General features: G+C 35.7%; 18 protein-coding genes and 4 tRNA genes. 20 read left to right on the forward strand and 2 right to left on the reverse strand.

Features of this window, described 5'->3' with window-relative positions; all coding sequences use genetic code 11:
• Positions 1-20: 20 nt before the first annotated feature.
• Positions 21-1,106 carry a DNA integrity scanning diadenylate cyclase DisA gene (gene disA / locus ACONDI_RS14965; protein WP_241079335.1) on the forward strand — a complete coding sequence of 362 codons (1,086 nt, stop codon included), beginning with the start codon at positions 21-23 and terminating at the stop codon, positions 1,104-1,106.
• A gap of 78 nt (positions 1,107-1,184) precedes the next feature.
• Here disA and ACONDI_RS14970 read toward each other — a convergent pair whose 3' ends face one another.
• On the reverse strand, positions 1,185-1,601 hold the full coding sequence (locus ACONDI_RS14970; RefSeq protein WP_241079336.1) for a nucleoside triphosphate pyrophosphohydrolase family protein: 417 nt from the start codon (positions 1,599-1,601) through the stop codon (positions 1,185-1,187).
• 203 nt (positions 1,602-1,804) lie between these two features.
• Positions 1,805-2,662, reverse strand: a complete 858-nt coding sequence (locus ACONDI_RS14975) for a methyl-accepting chemotaxis protein (RefSeq protein WP_241079337.1) — start codon at positions 2,660-2,662, stop codon at positions 1,805-1,807.
• Positions 2,663-3,068: 406 nt separating this feature from the next.
• Here ACONDI_RS14975 and ACONDI_RS14980 point away from each other — a divergent pair, with 406 nt between their 5' ends.
• From ACONDI_RS14980 to nusG, 19 genes are all read left to right on the forward strand, one after another.
• The gene (locus ACONDI_RS14980; RefSeq protein WP_241079338.1) at positions 3,069-3,554 is read left to right on the forward strand and encodes a CarD family transcriptional regulator; all 486 of its coding nucleotides are present in this window, start codon (positions 3,069-3,071) and stop codon (positions 3,552-3,554) included.
• Between the two features lie 214 nt (positions 3,555-3,768).
• On the forward strand, positions 3,769-4,830 hold the full coding sequence (locus ACONDI_RS14985; protein ID WP_420848217.1) for a PIN/TRAM domain-containing protein: 1,062 nt from the start codon (positions 3,769-3,771) through the stop codon (positions 4,828-4,830).
• Between the two features lie 50 nt (positions 4,831-4,880).
• On the forward strand, positions 4,881-5,624 hold the full coding sequence (ispD, locus tag ACONDI_RS14990) for a 2-C-methyl-D-erythritol 4-phosphate cytidylyltransferase (RefSeq protein WP_241079340.1): 744 nt from the start codon (positions 4,881-4,883) through the stop codon (positions 5,622-5,624).
• The gene (gene ispF, locus ACONDI_RS14995) at positions 5,615-6,088 is read left to right on the forward strand and encodes a 2-C-methyl-D-erythritol 2,4-cyclodiphosphate synthase (protein WP_241079341.1); all 474 of its coding nucleotides are present in this window, start codon (positions 5,615-5,617) and stop codon (positions 6,086-6,088) included. Before ispD ends, ispF begins: the two co-directional genes overlap by 10 nt.
• Before the next feature lie 87 nt (positions 6,089-6,175).
• Entirely contained in the window at positions 6,176-7,654 is a 1,479-nt protein-coding gene (gene gltX, locus ACONDI_RS15000; RefSeq protein WP_241079342.1) for a glutamate--tRNA ligase, read from the forward strand.
• Between the two features lie 144 nt (positions 7,655-7,798).
• Positions 7,799-9,217 carry a cysteine--tRNA ligase gene (cysS, locus tag ACONDI_RS15005; RefSeq protein WP_420848218.1) on the forward strand — a complete coding sequence of 473 codons (1,419 nt, stop codon included), beginning with the start codon at positions 7,799-7,801 and terminating at the stop codon, positions 9,215-9,217.
• Positions 9,217-9,621 (forward strand): Mini-ribonuclease 3, encoded by a 405-nt coding sequence (locus ACONDI_RS15010; protein WP_241079344.1) that lies wholly within the window; start codon positions 9,217-9,219, stop codon positions 9,619-9,621. The genes cysS and ACONDI_RS15010 overlap by 1 nt, the downstream gene beginning before the upstream one ends.
• Positions 9,622-9,822: 201 nt before the next feature.
• Positions 9,823-10,500 (forward strand): FAD-dependent thymidylate synthase, encoded by a 678-nt coding sequence (thyX, locus tag ACONDI_RS15015; protein ID WP_241079345.1) that lies wholly within the window; start codon positions 9,823-9,825, stop codon positions 10,498-10,500.
• Between the two features lie 17 nt (positions 10,501-10,517).
• Positions 10,518-11,252: a 23S rRNA (guanosine(2251)-2'-O)-methyltransferase RlmB gene (gene rlmB, locus ACONDI_RS15020; protein ID WP_241079346.1), complete on the forward strand. Its 735-nt coding sequence runs from the start codon at positions 10,518-10,520 to the stop codon at positions 11,250-11,252.
• Positions 11,253-11,292: 40 nt separating this feature from the next.
• Entirely contained in the window at positions 11,293-11,817 is a 525-nt protein-coding gene (locus ACONDI_RS15025) for an NYN domain-containing protein (protein WP_241079347.1), read from the forward strand.
• A 151-nt stretch (positions 11,818-11,968) separates the two neighbouring features.
• Entirely contained in the window at positions 11,969-12,613 is a 645-nt protein-coding gene (sigH, locus tag ACONDI_RS15030; protein ID WP_420848153.1) for an RNA polymerase sporulation sigma factor SigH, read from the forward strand.
• 131 nt (positions 12,614-12,744) lie between these two features.
• A tRNA-Tyr gene (locus ACONDI_RS15035) sits at positions 12,745-12,832 on the forward strand.
• A gap of 110 nt (positions 12,833-12,942) precedes the next feature.
• Positions 12,943-13,019 (forward strand) — tRNA-Met (locus ACONDI_RS15040).
• 4 nt (positions 13,020-13,023) lie between these two features.
• A tRNA-Thr gene (locus ACONDI_RS15045) sits at positions 13,024-13,101 on the forward strand.
• 12 nt (positions 13,102-13,113) lie between these two features.
• Positions 13,114-13,190, forward strand: a tRNA-Met gene (locus ACONDI_RS15050).
• Between the two features lie 244 nt (positions 13,191-13,434).
• On the forward strand, positions 13,435-14,637 hold the full coding sequence (gene tuf / locus ACONDI_RS15055) for an elongation factor Tu (protein ID WP_241079349.1): 1,203 nt from the start codon (positions 13,435-13,437) through the stop codon (positions 14,635-14,637).
• A gap of 197 nt (positions 14,638-14,834) precedes the next feature.
• A complete protein-coding gene (rpmG, locus tag ACONDI_RS15060; protein ID WP_241079350.1) occupies positions 14,835-14,984 on the forward strand; it encodes a 50S ribosomal protein L33 in 150 nt (49 codons plus the stop codon).
• 20 nt (positions 14,985-15,004) lie between these two features.
• Entirely contained in the window at positions 15,005-15,199 is a 195-nt protein-coding gene (secE, locus tag ACONDI_RS15065) for a preprotein translocase subunit SecE (protein WP_241079351.1), read from the forward strand.
• A 56-nt stretch (positions 15,200-15,255) separates the two neighbouring features.
• Complete coding sequence (gene nusG, locus ACONDI_RS15070; protein WP_241079352.1) at positions 15,256-15,786, forward strand: transcription termination/antitermination protein NusG; 531 nt, start codon at positions 15,256-15,258, stop codon at positions 15,784-15,786.
• The last annotated feature ends 2 nt before the right edge of the window (positions 15,787-15,788 follow it).

Genomic DNA, 15,788 nt, shown 5'->3' on the forward strand with positions numbered 1-15,788 from the left:
TTATAAGGGAAGGTGAAAAAATGCTTGAAAGCAAAAGACAGGGTAAAAAAGAGAATGAATTCTTAGAAACCTTGGCTATGGTCGCACCAGGGACGCCACTTAGAGAAGGGATCGAGGCCATTGTCAATGGAACAACAGGTGGATTATTAGTACTTGGCTATAGTGATCCTATAAAAAAACTTATTACTGGTGGTTTTAAGATTGATATTGAATTTTCTTCTTCTAGTCTTTATGAATTATCAAAGATGGACGGAGCTATAATTTTGAGTCATGATTCAAAAAGGATAATTTATGCTAACGCTCATTTAAACCCATCCCAATCGATTATATCAAGAGAGACAGGGATGCGACACATTACAGCAGAACGGGTGGCAAAACAAACGGGCGAGAGAGTGCTCGCTATTTCTCAAAGACGAAATGTAATCACAATTTATCATAAAAATTTACGGTATCCATTAAATAACATCAGTATGATATTAACAAAGGCCAACCAGGCTGTTGAAACTCTTGAGAAGTATAAGGCTGTACTTGAGCAAAATTTGATCAACTTGACAGCCCTTGAATTTGAAGAAGCTGTTTCATTTCATGATGTTGTGAAGGCACTACAGCGCAGTGAAATGGTTATGAGAATAGTAAGCGAAATAGAAAGATATATAACAGAACTTGGTACGGAAGGTAGACTTGTAAAAATGCAGCTTGACGAGCTAATTGTAAATGTGGCTGATGAAGAGTATTTGCTAATAAAAGATTTTTACTATGATGAAAAGCAAGATTTAGAAAAGGTGAAAGAAAAAATATCAGCATTAAGTGCAGATGATTTAATGGATCCAGAAAAAATAAGTGAGATATTAGGATATCCAAGAAATATAAATGCTCTTGATAGAAGATTGTCTTCAAGAGGTTATAGAATACTTAATAAAATACCTAGACTGCCAATGTCTGTAATAGAAAATGTTGTAGGAACATATAAAGATCTAAAAGGGATAAGGGAAGCAACAGTTGAACAACTTGACAGAGTTGAAGGGATAGGAAAAGTAAGGGCTAATGCGATCAAAGATGGTATGAAGCGTATAAGAGAACAGGCATTAATAGATAGGTATATATAAATAACTAAAATAATTAAAATAACTAAAAAAGCTAAAACCCCAGTGAGAAAGGGATTTTAGCTTTTAACATGTGTATAATTAAGTAAGATTGTAATATCCAAGCAAAGATAACTTGTTCATTTCTTCTTCTATAACCTCATTTAAGTCCAAATCTAATGTATTAGCTAGAGCAGCAAGATAAAAAAGGTGCGTTCCTATTTCGTTCACAACAACTTCCTTGCAATTTTCACAAATTTTTCCTGCCAAATGAGTATCCATAAAGTCTTGCAAGTCTTTGATGGATACCTCCCCGGGAAGGTCTTGTTTTTTGGCCTTTACCTCTAAACAGCCACAGGTTGTAATAGACTTTACTATTGCGCGGTTTACTTTGGAATTAGATTCCTGAAACTTTGTAAGATTATCTAAAATACTTTTATGCCTTATAAGTAATTCAGACACTTTTTGTTGAAAGTCATGGCAATTAGCATTTTCGCCCATGTCAAAACGCCTTTCCATATACCAGCACCACTCTTTCCTATGTTATTTATCTTACTATAATTTACTACTATATAAAATTTTCAAAAAACTTCTTTTAATTAAGTATTATAATGACAAAAACCCTGCTTTGTCAACGAAGAGCAGGGAATTACAAAGATTGGTATTTAAATTTACTTAGAATATCTTTAATATTATTTTATTTATTAAAGATATTGACCTTTTTAACCAGAAGCTTTATCAGTCAAATCATTTGCAAGTTCAGTTAAAGTATCTGAAACGTTGACAATTTCCTGAACTGATGCAAGAACCTGCTCAGTTGCAGCAGCCTGGCTTTCAGATACATCTCCGGTTTCTTGAATGCCGTTATTCATAGTTTCTATGTAAGAAACAATTTGTGTTATTATGTCATTAATCTCCTGTATAGAAGTACTGCTGTTGTCAGCTAGCTTTTTTACTTCAGTAGCTACAACGCCAAATCCACGGCCAGCTTCCCCAACTCTTGCAGCTTCTATTGCAGCATTTAGACCGATAATTCTAGTTTGATTTGCAATTTTTTGTATTAATTCCAATATTTCATTACTTTTGCTTGCAGCTTCCTGGGCGTTTGTAGCAGTTTTACTTAAGTCCTGTCCCAGATTTGCAAGATTCTCTGCACCTGAAGCAACTTCTTGCATGGTAGAATTAATTTGCTGGATAGTGGCACTTAAAGTCTCAGCATTTTCTGCTAAAGTTTTAGCCTGTTTGTTAAGGTCTTCTATTAGTTTTTCCCTTTCTTCGACGACCATTACCAAAAGCTTTGCACCAGTTGCGTCCATAATGGCTACATTCTCGGGGCAATTATCATTTAAAAGCTGCTTTACTTTATCTACTCCTGTTACTTCAATTATTAGATCCATATTATCGGTTAGCATGGCTGTAAAGTCAGTATTTGTGGGTACATCTAATTCCTTAGCGCGCTTTATCCCTTCGGCTTCCTCATCAATATCACATATCCATTTTATTGTAACATCCTCCATTGAATTAAACAGATCTAAGAGGGCTCTACCCCCGCGTCCTCCTCCAATTATGCCAATACGCATGAAAATCCTCCTTTAATATAAATACAGATTGTATGTACAAAGAGCTAATACTATATATTATAAAATATTTTGTTTATGCTTTAGTTCTATAAGTTCTGGTTTTACTTTTACCTGCTTTTTTAATTTTATGGAAGTTATTCTGCAAAAAATATAATAATCCTGCATTTAAATGCAAAATTATCTTATATTACTGATTTGAAAAAGATGTACTAAAAACTAATCAAATATTAAAATTTTTATGTAATGGCAAAACATATTAAAGTAATATAAAGTGAGCTGGTTTAAAAAATGTTTGAAAAAGATTGACAATTAAAAAATAACATGATAATATAAAAAACTTTGACATAAATATAGCGGTGTGTTAGTATTATATTATATAATCGTATGAATTTTAGGGGGTTTTTCTATGTTTGACATAGGAGACAAAGTGGTTTACCCGGTACATGGGGCAGGAACTATTGAAGCTATAGAAGAGCGAGAAGTCCTTGGTGAAAAGCATAAATATTATGTGATGCGGCTACCTTTAGGTGACTTGACTGTTCTGATACCAACAGAAAATATAAAAGAAGTGGGCTTAAGAGAAGTAATAGATGAAAATGGAGTAAACAAAGTTTATAAGATCTTAGGAGATCACCAGATAGATAGTGAAATAAATTGGAACCAAAGATACAAGGTTAACATGGAGAAGATTAAAAGTGGTGACATATATGAAGTGGCTGCAGTTGTTAAGAACTTGATGTTTAGAGAAAAAGACAAAGGTTTATCCACTGGAGAGAAAAAAATGCTAGACACAGCAAAACAGATATTAATAAGCGAGTTAGTGTTGGCTGGAGAAGCAGATGAAACAGAGATATTATCTTTCATTGATAAATCCTTAGAAAAAACGTCATGAATAATTGACGTTTTTTTTGTAAATTATAACATCAAGAAACCTAATTTTAACAAAAATGCTTATTTTAAGGTTTTGAAAAGCATTGAAAAAATCAAAACAAATGGGCTATAATTAGGTATAGGCGCCTGAAAGGGGGTGAAAAGGCTTGCTTAGAAAGGCTACAAAAATTATATCCGTATTAATAGCTGTTGTTCTTGGTTTCCAAATATTTAGGATGATGGACAACTTGGATGTAATAAGAGAAATGCAGATAGGTCCAGCTGGTATGTTAGGTGTATCAATTGTTGGAGGGGCAGTTTGTGGACTAATATTTTATTTTTTATTTCCAGTGTTGATAAGGAACATAGTTCAACTATCAAGCTGGCTTGAGAAAAAGATGAAAATAATACCTACCCAGGATATGATCATAGGATCTGGAGGATTTTTGGTTGGGTTAATTCTTGGAGTGCTTCTTAGTATCCCTATGTCAAGGATACCCTGGATAGGAGTTTATCTAGCTCTTGTAGTAACAATAGTTATGGGTTATTTAGGTGCTGTTGTATCTTATAACAGAAAGGATGATATTAATAACTTTCTTTCTGGAATGGGTAGTAGAGATAAATATGGGAGAAATGAAGATGACACATCACAATATTCACTGCCTGCAGTAAAAAGTAATAGAAGCAGGGTGGTCAAGGTGCTTGACACTTCTGTGATAATAGACGGTAGAATTAGCGATGTGTGTAAAACAGGTTTTCTAGAAGGACCTTTGATTATTCCAAGCTTTGTTTTAGAAGAGCTGCGGCATATAGCCGATTCATCTGACCTCCTAAAAAGGAACAGAGGCAGAAGAGGGCTTGATATCTTAAACAAAATACAAAAGGAGCTAGATATAGAAGTAGAGATATATGAGGGAGATGTAGATGAAGCAGAAGTAGATAGCAAACTAGTTAAGCTAGCTAAAGAGCTAAAGGGGAAAGTTATTACAAATGACTACAACTTGAATAAGGTGGCGCAACTGCAAGGTGTGCCTGTATTAAACATCAACGAATTGGCAAATGCTGTAAAGCCAGTGGTTCTTCCAGGCGAAGAGATGGCAGTAAAAGTGATTAAAGATGGGAAAGAAGTAGACCAAGGAGTTGCTTATCTTGATGATGGAACAATGATAGTTGTTGATGGCGGGAAAAGGCATATCGGTGAAAAATTAGAAGTTATGGTAACAAGTGTACTTCAAACAGCTGCAGGGAGAATGATTTTTGCCAAACCTAAGTATCAACTTGATAAAAGTCATGCATAAAAGCTGTTAACTAAATATCAAAGCTATAATTTTTAGGGAGAGGTTTTATTATGGACAAATTAAACTATAATGTATCATGTATAATACCTGCAGCAGGTCAAGGAAAAAGAATGGGAACCAAAGTTAACAAACAGTATTTGAATCTTCTTGGAAAACCAGTACTAACGCATACTTGGCGGGCATTTACCCGCCTTTCTTTTATTAAAGAGATTATATTAGTGGTTAACAAAGACGAGAAGCCAGTCTGTTATGATGAAGTTATAAAACCGTATAATGACGAAATTAATAATAATAAAGATATTATTATTAAAGCTATTGAAGGAGGAAAAAGCAGACAACAATCCGTTTATAATGGGATCAAGGAAGCTTCCTCAGAATGTTCATATATTATGATTCATGATGGGGCAAGGCCTCTTGTGACTGCAGACTTAATCGAAAAAGTTATAGCTGAGGCATATATTCATTTTGCTGCTTTAGCGGCTGTACCGGTCAAAGATACGGTTAAAGTTAGCTATGAAAATGATACTGGAGTTTTTGTCAAAGAAACCCCTCCAAGGGAAACTTTGTGGTCAGCGCAAACACCGCAAGCTTTTGAAAAATCATTGATTGAAAAGGCACATGAAAAGGCCGTTAAAAAGGACTATACGGGGTTTGATGATTGTTCGCTGGTGGAAAGAATTGGGGTATCACCAAGAGTTGTTAAATCATCTTATGAAAATATAAAATTAACCACTATTGAGGATGTTGAATTGGCTGAAAAAATCTTAGAAAGGAGAGGGAGGTTTTGCGAATAGGAAGTGGTATAGATGTTCACGGCTTCTCCGAAGAGCCTCCATTAATACTTGGAGGCGTAAGGGTTGATGAAAGTAGAGGGTTAAAAGGACACTCAGATGCGGATGTATTAACACATGCTATGATGGACGCTATTTTGGGGGCTCTGTCACTTGGAGACATTGGAAAACATTTTCCTCCGGAAGATATGAAATTTAAAGATGCCTATAGCTTGGATCTTTTAATACATTGCTATAACTTGGCTAAAAAGAAAGGATATGGTATTACAAATATTGACTGTACAATAATGGCAGAAAAACCAAAACTAGCTCCCTATATTGATGATATACGGGGGTCTATATCAAAAGCTATTGATGAAGACATATCAAAAATTAGTGTAAAAGCAACTACCTTTGAAGGCCTTGGATTTGTAGGTAGAAAAGAAGGTATAATGGCTCAAGCTACGGTTCTTTTGTATAAAAAGTAAACGGGATCTGATAGCTTGTTAACAAATAATTGGTTTGTTATAATCATTTTTATGATTAAACATCTAAATAACCGGGGAGGAATTAAGTTGACAAAGGAAAACAAGCCTGAAAATGTTAGATTAAGATTTGCTCCAAGTCCAACGGGTTCAATACATATTGGTAATATTAGGACGGCTTTATTTAATTGGTTGTATGCTAGAAATATTAATGGGACATATATTTTGCGGATAGAAGATACAGATGTTTCTAGATCAAAAATGGAACATGAAAATACTATATATAAGGAGCTAAAATGGTTAGGGCTTGATTGGGATGAAGGCCCGGAGATTGGTGGAGAACATGGCCCTTATAGACAAAGTGAAAGAAAAGAAATATATATAGAAAATGCAGAAAAATTATTGACTGAGGGAAAAGCTTATGAATGTATTTGCACAGAAGAGGAATTAGAAGAGCTAAGAGAGGCTCAAAGAAATAGAGGGGAAGTGCCTCGTTATAATGGTAGATGTAAAGAGTTGTCTGATGAAGAACTAATCGAGTATAAAGAAGAAGGAAGAAAAAGTGTAATTAGATTTGATGTTCCTTCTGGTAAAAAGCTAATTGTTAACGATCTAATTAAGGGTGAAGTTGAATTTGAAAGTGATGGAATAGGTGACTTTATTTTAATAAAAAGCGATGGTATGCCAGCTTATAATTTTGCCTGTGTCATAGATGACTTTTTGATGAAAATAACTCATGTACTCAGAGGGGAAGACCATCTCTCTAATACACCTCGCCAGGTAATGATTTATGATGCTCTTGGTTTAGAAGCTCCAAACTTTGGTCACCTTTCGTTGATTTTAGGACCTGACAAGTCGAAACTAAGTAAACGTCACGGTGAAACTTTTATTGGTGAATATAGAGAAAAAGGTTTTTTACCAGAAGCAATGGTAAATTTTCTGGCTTTACTTGGGTGGTCGCCTACGGGGGAAGAAGAACTGTTTAAGCCTGAAGAGATTGTCGAGATTTTTGATATAAATAGAGTAGCAAAAAGTGCGGCCGTGTTTGATATAGAAAAATTAAAATGGATGAATTCTCATTATATTAAGGAAGCTGACAACAAAAGGCTTTTTGAGTTAGTAAAGCCTTTTGTTACAAGGGCAGGTATTATGGATGAAAACACAATGGATGATAATTTTGATTGGTTCATAGAAATTATCGAGATTACCAAAGACCAACTCAATCAACTCTCGGACTTTCCAGAAAAAATAACTATATTTGTGGGAGATGAAGTTGATCTGGAAGAGAACATAAAAGAAGAATTTTTGCAAGATGAAAATAATATTAACCTGGTTAGAGAACTAAAAGAAGGTTTTGGTGATTTAGATGAGTGGAGTAGAGAAAACATATCTTCTGTTATAAAATCTGCTGGCAAAAAATTAAAACTTAAAGGCAAAAAGCTTTTTATGCCAACACGAATAGCGGTGAGCGGTGAGAAACAAGGCCCTGAACTTGACAGCTTAATATATCTTTTAGGAAAAGAAAAGGCTTTAAATCGTTTAGAAAGTGTATTAAGCCAGGTGTCATAGGGCAAAGAGTTGACATGTGATAAATAGTCCGGGTATAATGAAAAAAACTTTAAGAGTCCTGAAAAAAATTCAAATAGATAACTTTAATGCCATAACATTTGATAGAGCTTGGAAGTTTTAAAAGAGGTGAGGGTTTAGATGACAATTAGGCTATTTAATAGTTTGAAAAGAGAAAAAGAAGTTTTCCAGCCAGTCGAAAAGGATCAAGTGAAAATGTATGTTTGTGGTCCTACAGTGTATGACTATTTTCACGTAGGTAATGCTAGAGCATTTTTGATTTTTGATGTTATTAGAAGGTATTTTGAATATAAAGGATATAATGTGACCTATGTTCAAAACTTTACAGATATTGAAGATAAAATGATAAACCGAGCGAACGAGCTTTCTGTTACTGTTGAAGAATTAGCTGATAAATTTATCGAAGCTTATATTGAGGATGCTAGGGCGATAGGCATTAAAGATGCGGATTATCAGCCAAGGGCTACATATCACATAGAAGAAATAATTGATTTAATAAACAAGCTGATTGAGAAGGGTTATGCCTATGAATCTAGCGGGGACGTGTTTTTTGATATTTCAAACTATAAAGAGTATGGAAAGCTGTGTAAGCAGGACCTTGAAGAACTTGAGAGTGGTGCAAGATTATCGGAAGAAGAAAAAGAAAAAAAGAAAAACTCTCTTGATTTTGTTTTGTGGAAGGCTAATAAGCCTGGAGAGCCTCACTGGGATAGCCCCTGGGGAAAGGGAAGACCGGGATGGCACATTGAATGTTCTGCTATGAGTATGAAATATTTGGGAGCTCCTTTTGATATTCATGCTGGCGGTTCTGATTTGACTTTTCCTCACCATGAAAATGAGATCGCCCAAAGTGAAGGTGCAACGGGCAAAACGTTCTGTAACTATTGGATGCATGTGGGTTATTTGAAGTTTGATGACAAAAAAATGTCTAAGTCATTAGGAAATTTTATGACTGTGAGAGAATTTAGGAAAAATTATGATCCGAGGATTTTGAGACTATTTCTATTAAGTGCTCATTACAGAAGCCCTCTTAATTATACTGAGGAGCTTTTGGAACAGTCAAAAAGCAGTGTTGAAAGGCTAAATAATTTCTATAATAACTTATTACATGCTAATAAAACTGCTAAAGAGGCAGACATAAATGAAGAGGACGAAAAAATAATAAAGCTTATAGATGAGAAAGAAAAAGAGTTTGAAAATGTTATGGATGATGACTTTAATACAGCCGATGCTCTTGCTTCAGTTTTTACTATTGTTAGAGAAGTAAATTCATATATTACAGGTAAAACACCTAATAAAGTTGTGTTGGATAAAGTTTTAAATAGATTACAAAAGATGGACCAAGTTTTGGGGTTATTACCTGAGGTGTCGGCCAATGAAGAGATTTTAGATGAAGAGATATGGGAAATGATAGAAAAGCGCCAGACAGCTCGTAAAGAAAAGGACTTTGCTACTGCTGATGCTATAAGAGATGAATTAAAAGAAAAAGGAATTTTAATAGAAGACACTCCACAGGGAGTGCGCTGGAAGAGGGATAGCGGTTAATGCTAAAAAATATGACTTTTTTAGATGAGAAAAAGGCTGGCCAACTTCCGGTATTAAACCTCGCCTATATTGGTGACGCAGTGTACGAGCTTTTGATAAGAGAATATCTGCTAAAAAAAGAAAATGTAAAAGTTAAAAACATGCATCAAAAAACTGTTGAGATAGTTAGGGCAGAGGCTCAAGCAAAGGCTTTAAATGAGATAGACTCACATTTAGATAAAAGTGAGTCTTCGATCGTAAGGCGTGCAAGAAATACTAAAATAAACAACCCTCCAAAAAGTGTTGAATTAGCAGACTATAGGAGAGCTACGGCTTTAGAAGCTCTTTTTGGTTACTTGTATCTTTCAAATAATTTTGAGAGGCTTTTAGAATTATTTGATTTGATCAAAATTAAACAAAATTAAATAATAAAAATTGATTCTGGTGCAAAAAGTCATATGAGCAAAGCTTTGTTTTTATTTATAATTACATCTTGACGAGTTTTAGATGTATCAATTAAAAACACTTTACTTATGTGATGTGAATAGACTTTTTGCACCAGAATCAAAATTTAGTTTAGCATGAAATTATTTTGACAAAATAATATTTAAGGGAGAGATTATTTTATGGAAGTTTCGCTAATTAAACATACACCCGATCCTGATCGGACTGTAGCTGCCGGGGCGCGTCTTTGTTATTCTAGTAGCAATGTTGATGAAATATATAATGATATGGATGAACAAGAGGTAAAAAAATTAATTAATATGTTAAAAAAAGTTGGCCACACTTCACCTATAGAGCACATAAGCTTTACTTTTGGAATTGAAGGCATAAGCAGAGCTCTTTCACATCAACTTGTAAGACATCGGATTGCAAGTTATACACAAAAGTCACAGAGATATGTCTCTGAAGAAGGCTTCTGCTACATAACCCCTCCTACAATAAATGAAAGTGATGAAGCTAAAAAGATCTACGAAGAAACTATGCAAATGCTACAGGAAAACTATAACAAACTTTGTGAAAAAGTACCTAAAGAGGATGCCAGATATATACTTCCAAACTCCTGTGAAACAAAACTAGTAGCTACCTTTAATGCTAGGAGTTTAATCAACTTTTTCCAGCTTAGATGCTGCTTTAGGGCACAATGGGAAATTAGAGAACTTGCATGGAGAATGCTTGAAAAAGTTAAAGAGGTAAGCCCGTATGTATTTGAGGATGTTGGGGCTGAGTGTGATATGACTAAACGATGTACTGAAGGTAAGAAAAGCTGTGGCCGTTATAAAATTTTAGTAGAAAAAGATTAAAACGGAGGAAATGTGTAGTGTCACAAACTATAATATATGGTAAAAATCCTGTTGTAGAAGCAATTAAAGCTGGAAGAAAAATACATAAAATAGAAATAGTTGGAACTGAAAAAGGAAAGTTTTTTGAAGAAGTAAGTGGTTTAGCAAAAGAAAATAAAATTCCTTTGGAAACAATTGATAAAAAAACCCTGGTAAAGAAAGTAGACACTAATGAGCATCAGGGTGTTGTTGCTTTTGTGGAACCATATAACTTTGTATCTGTAAATGAAATTTTGGAGTATGCAAAAGGAAAGAGCGAACAGCCCTTAATAATAATATTAGATCATGTGAAAGACCCTCAAAACCTTGGCGGAATAATTAGGACTGCTGAAGCTGTAGGTGCTCATGGTATTATAATACCAAAAGACCGGGCTGCTGGTATTACTCCTGCAGTATTTAAGGCTTCTAGTGGCGCTTTAGAGCATGTAAAAGTAGCAAAGGTTAGTAATATTTCTAGAACTATAAATGAACTGCAAAAAAAGTGGATTTGGGTAATTGGTTGTGAAAGTGAAGGAGCAGAAAATTATTTTGATGTAAAATATGATACGCCTCTCACTATGGTATTAGGTAGTGAAGGAGAAGGCCTAAGTAATTTGGTCAAGAAAAACTGCGATTTTTTAGTGAAAATACCAATGTATGGAAATGTAAACTCGCTAAACGTATCTACTGCTGGTAGTATTATACTATACGAAATAGTAAAACAAAGAATGTGATATAAAGGAACAAACGTAGGTTTTGATCGGAGTGTTGGTTTTGGGTAAATACTTGATAGTGGACGGCTATAATATTATAAATGCCTGGCAGGATTTAAAGTCAATGGCTAAAGATAATCTAGAATTTAGCCGACAGTCGCTAATAGAAACCCTTTCCGAGTGTAAGAAAGTATTATGGGAAGAAATAATTGTAGTTTTTGATGCTTACCATCAAAAAGATAGCAAAGGAAGTAAAGAAAAAATTGATGGAATTGTGGTTATTTATACAAAAGAAGGTGTAACTGCTGATAGGGTTATCGAATCACTTGTCTATGATCTCGACAAAGAGAATAAAGTAGAAGTTGCAACTTCCGACTGGCAGGAACAGAGGATTGTTCTTGGTAAGGGTGCTATAAGATTATCTGCAAGAGAGTTACTAAATCACATAGAACATTACAAAAAAAACTTAAGAAAAGATTTTCTAGAAAAGGAAAAGTTAAAAAAAAATAAAAATACCCTGGGCAATACTGTTAACTGCGATATACTTGAAAAATTAGAAAAATTAAGAAAAAGAAAGGAGGGTTAGAATTCAAAAAAAAGTATAATATGGGTTGTTTTACTTTAATTAAAGTTTTTCCTTTCCTTGACTGTTAATTTGATATTAAGGTATAATTACGTTGTGGTGGGACGGGGATTTACGTTTTTTTATTTGCTCCTAAAATTATAGGGTGGAGGCGATGCTTGTGAGTCAAAGCGCCCAAGAATTATATGACAAGTATGATCTTATGGACGATGAGGAAATTGCTTGGGAGGCCAGGGAAGGTAACTATGAAGCGTTAGAATTTTTGATCGGCAAGTACAAAAACTTTGTTAGAGCTAAAGCAAGATCATACTTTTTAATTGGTGCTGATAGGGAAGATATTATTCAAGAAGGCATGATTGGGCTTTATAAGGCCATTAGGGATTTTCGTGGGGACAAGCTATCGTCTTTTAAAGCTTTTGCGGAACTATGTATAACTCGTCAAATTATAACAGCAATTAAGACAGCAACAAGACAAAAGCATATTCCCCTAAATTCATACGTATCTTTAGATAAACCAATTTATGATGAAGATTCCGACAGAACTTTATTGGACGTTATCTCTGGAATAAGAATTACAGATCCCGAAGACTTAATGGTTAACCGAGAAGAGTACAGTGATATAGAACTCAAAATGAGTGAAATACTAAGTTCTCTTGAATGGAAAGTATTAATGCTATATCTAGAAGGGAAAAGTTACCAAGAAATAGCTGTTGAGTTAAATAGGCATATAAAGTCCATTGACAACGCACTCCAGAGAGTAAAAAGAAAACTAGAAAGGTATTTGAAAAAAAGAGAATAAATAGAATAACAAAGTCCTTTGCACTAAATAATAATTAATAAGTTTGTAAAAAAGTATCGGGAAATTTATTAAATTAATATGTTGACTTTTTTCTAATTAAGAGGTATAATGACACCTGCTCCTAGAGCAATGGAGAGGTACCCGAGTCTGGTCAAAGGGGGCAGACTGTAAATCTGCTGGCGTAAGCCTTCGAAGGTTCGAATCCTTCCCTCTCCACCAGGATGCAGTATAGCTAGGTAGTAGAGCCCTGGCCTTCCAAGCCAATCGTGTGGGTTCGATTCTCATCGACCGATCTGGGCTTTGCAGAGGAATAAAAGCATTAGATATGACGCGGGGTGGAGCAGTCTGGCAGCTCGTCGGGCTCATAACCCGGAGGTCGCAGGTTCAAATCCTGCCCCCGCAACCAACATGCTCACGTAGCTCAGCTAGGTTAGAGCGCATCCTTGGTAAGGATGAGGCCACCGGTTCAAATCCGGTCGTGAGCTCCAGCTCTAACAATTGGCGGCGTAGCTCAGGTGGCTAGAGCATGCGGTTCATACCCGCAGTGTCCGGGGTTCGACTCCCTGCGCCGCCACCATTTACATAGAAATAATATAACTAAATCGAAATAATATAACTAAATCATAGTAGTATAGCATAAATTTTTTTTGTTTTTAAAGGCCTTTATGCCATTTGTTTAGAAATATAGGGTATATGGAAAAGGCAGGTTGAGCAAAATACATATTTATACGAAACAAGCTTCTCCTGCATCGGCTTGTAGTATTGTAATTTTATGAAGTGCTTTTTAGTCAAATAAATTTAATAATAGGGAGGTTAGGAGCATGGCGAAGCAAAAATTTGAAAGGACAAAACCGCACGTAAATATAGGTACAATAGGTCACGTAGACCACGGAAAGACGACATTGACGGCAGCGATAACCAAGGTTTTATCATCCGCAGGAAGTACAGAGGTAAAAGCCTTTGATGAGATCGATAGGGCGCCAGAGGAGAAAGAAAGAGGAATAACCATAAGTACAGCTCACGTGGAGTATGAATCAGACAATCGTCACTATGCCCACGTAGACTGTCCAGGTCACGCGGACTATGTAAAGAACATGATCACAGGTGCAGCACAGATGGACGGTTCAGTAATGGTGGTAAGTGCGGCAGACGGTCCGATGCCTCAGACAAGAGAGCATATTCTACTATCCCGTCAGGTAGGGGTACCATATATAGTAGTATTCTTGAACAAGGCAGACATGGTAGATGACGAAGAACTACTAGAACTAGTAGAGATGGAAGTAAGAGACCTACTAAGCGAGTATGACTTTGATGGAGACGAGGCTCCTGTGATAACAGGCTCAGCACTTCAGGCATTAGAATGTGGATGCGGTAGCCGTGACTGTGAAGCATGCGGTCCTATACTAGAACTGATAGATGCAATAGACGAGTATATTCCTACGCCAGAGCGTGACACAGATAAGCCATTCTTGATGCCAATAGAGGATATATTCAGCATAACTGGACGTGGCACAGTGGCTACAGGCAGAGTAGAAAGAGGCAAAGTAAACGTAGGAGATGAGATAGAGATAGTAGGAATGTCAGACCGTCCAAAGAAGACGGTAGCAACTGGAGTAGAGATGTTTAGGAAGCAGATGGACTATGCAGAAGCAGGAGACAACATTGGGGCACTGATGAGAGGTATAGATAAAGAACAAGTAGAGCGTGGTCAGGTATTAGCGAAGCCAGGAAGCATTAAGCCACATACACACTTTAAGGCAGAGGTTTATGTCTTGAAGAAAGAAGAGGGAGGTCGTCATACGCCGTTTTTCACGGGTTATCGTCCTCAGTTCTACTTCAGGACGACAGACGTTACCGGAGTAGTGGACCTGCCAGAGGGTGTAGAGATGGTGATGCCTGGAGACAACGTAGAGATGGAGATAAAGCTAATAACTCCAATAGCTATCGAAGAGGGGCTGAGATTTGCTATTCGTGAAGGTGGCCGCACAGTTGGTGCAGGAGTAGTTGCTAGTATTATAGAGTAAAAACTACTTGTTAATTATTAAGAAATAACTGGCCAGGGCATATGTCCTGGCTTTTATGTTGATTTTCTAGATTTTTTATACATGATATTAGAATAAATATTGACATATATGATTTATTATGATAGATTTTCTTAAGTGATTATGGACAAATTAAGAAAGACATATTTGCTTGATATAGGAGTAGGGGGTGCAAACAAATGCGGGATAAAATAACCCTTGAATGTGCAGAATGTAAACAAAGGAATTACATGACTACAAAAAATAAGCAAACAAACAAAGAGCGTATTGAGTTAAAAAAGTATTGTAGATTTTGCATGAAACATACTTCTCATAAAGAAACGAAGTAAGAGCAAAGGATGTGAGTATTATGCTCAAAAAAAAGTTTAATAGGCTGAAAAAGTTTTTAAGCGAAACGAAAAGTGAGCTTAAAAAAGTAAACTGGCCTAAAAGAGAACAACTTACTGTATATACCGGAGTGGTACTTGTGACAGTTGCTATTGTTGGTATATATTTTTGGATACTTGACACAGGGTTCTTAGCAATTATTCAGTTGATTATATAGTTAAATAATTAAAGTTTTAGAGAGGAGGGACAGGACAGTTTTGTCCCTGGTGATTTATGACTGAAAGACATTGGTATGTAGTGCACACATATTCCGGATATGAGAACAAAGTAAAGACAAATTTAGAAAAAAGAGTAGACTCTATGCAGATGGACGATAAAATATTTAGAGTAATAGTACCTACTGAGTCACATGTTGAGTACAAGGATGGCAAGAAAAAATCCCAAGAAAAGAAGATATTTCCGGGGTATGTTTTAGTTGAAATGGTTATGCAGGATGATTCCTGGTATGTTGTTAGAAATACACCAGGTGTAACAGGTTTTGTTGGTTCTGGTACCAAACCCGTTCCCCTCAGCGAACCAGAAGTAGCTGGTATAATGAAAGACATGGGAATAAAAGATGAACAGGTGAAAGTTGATTTTGAAAAAGACCAAAAAGTAAAAATTTTAGAAGGGCCTTTTGAGAATTTTGAAGGGGTTATTGAAGAGATATACCCGGAGAAAGAAAAACTTAAGGTCTTAGTGTCTATGTTTGGACGAGAAACTCCTGTAGAATTAGAATTTGACCAGGTTGAAAAGCTTGGTTAGTA

It is taken from the genome of Natranaerofaba carboxydovora (assembly GCF_022539405.1).
Classification (GTDB): Bacteria; Bacillota; Natranaerobiia; order Natranaerobiales; family Natranaerofabaceae; genus Natranaerofaba; species Natranaerofaba carboxydovora.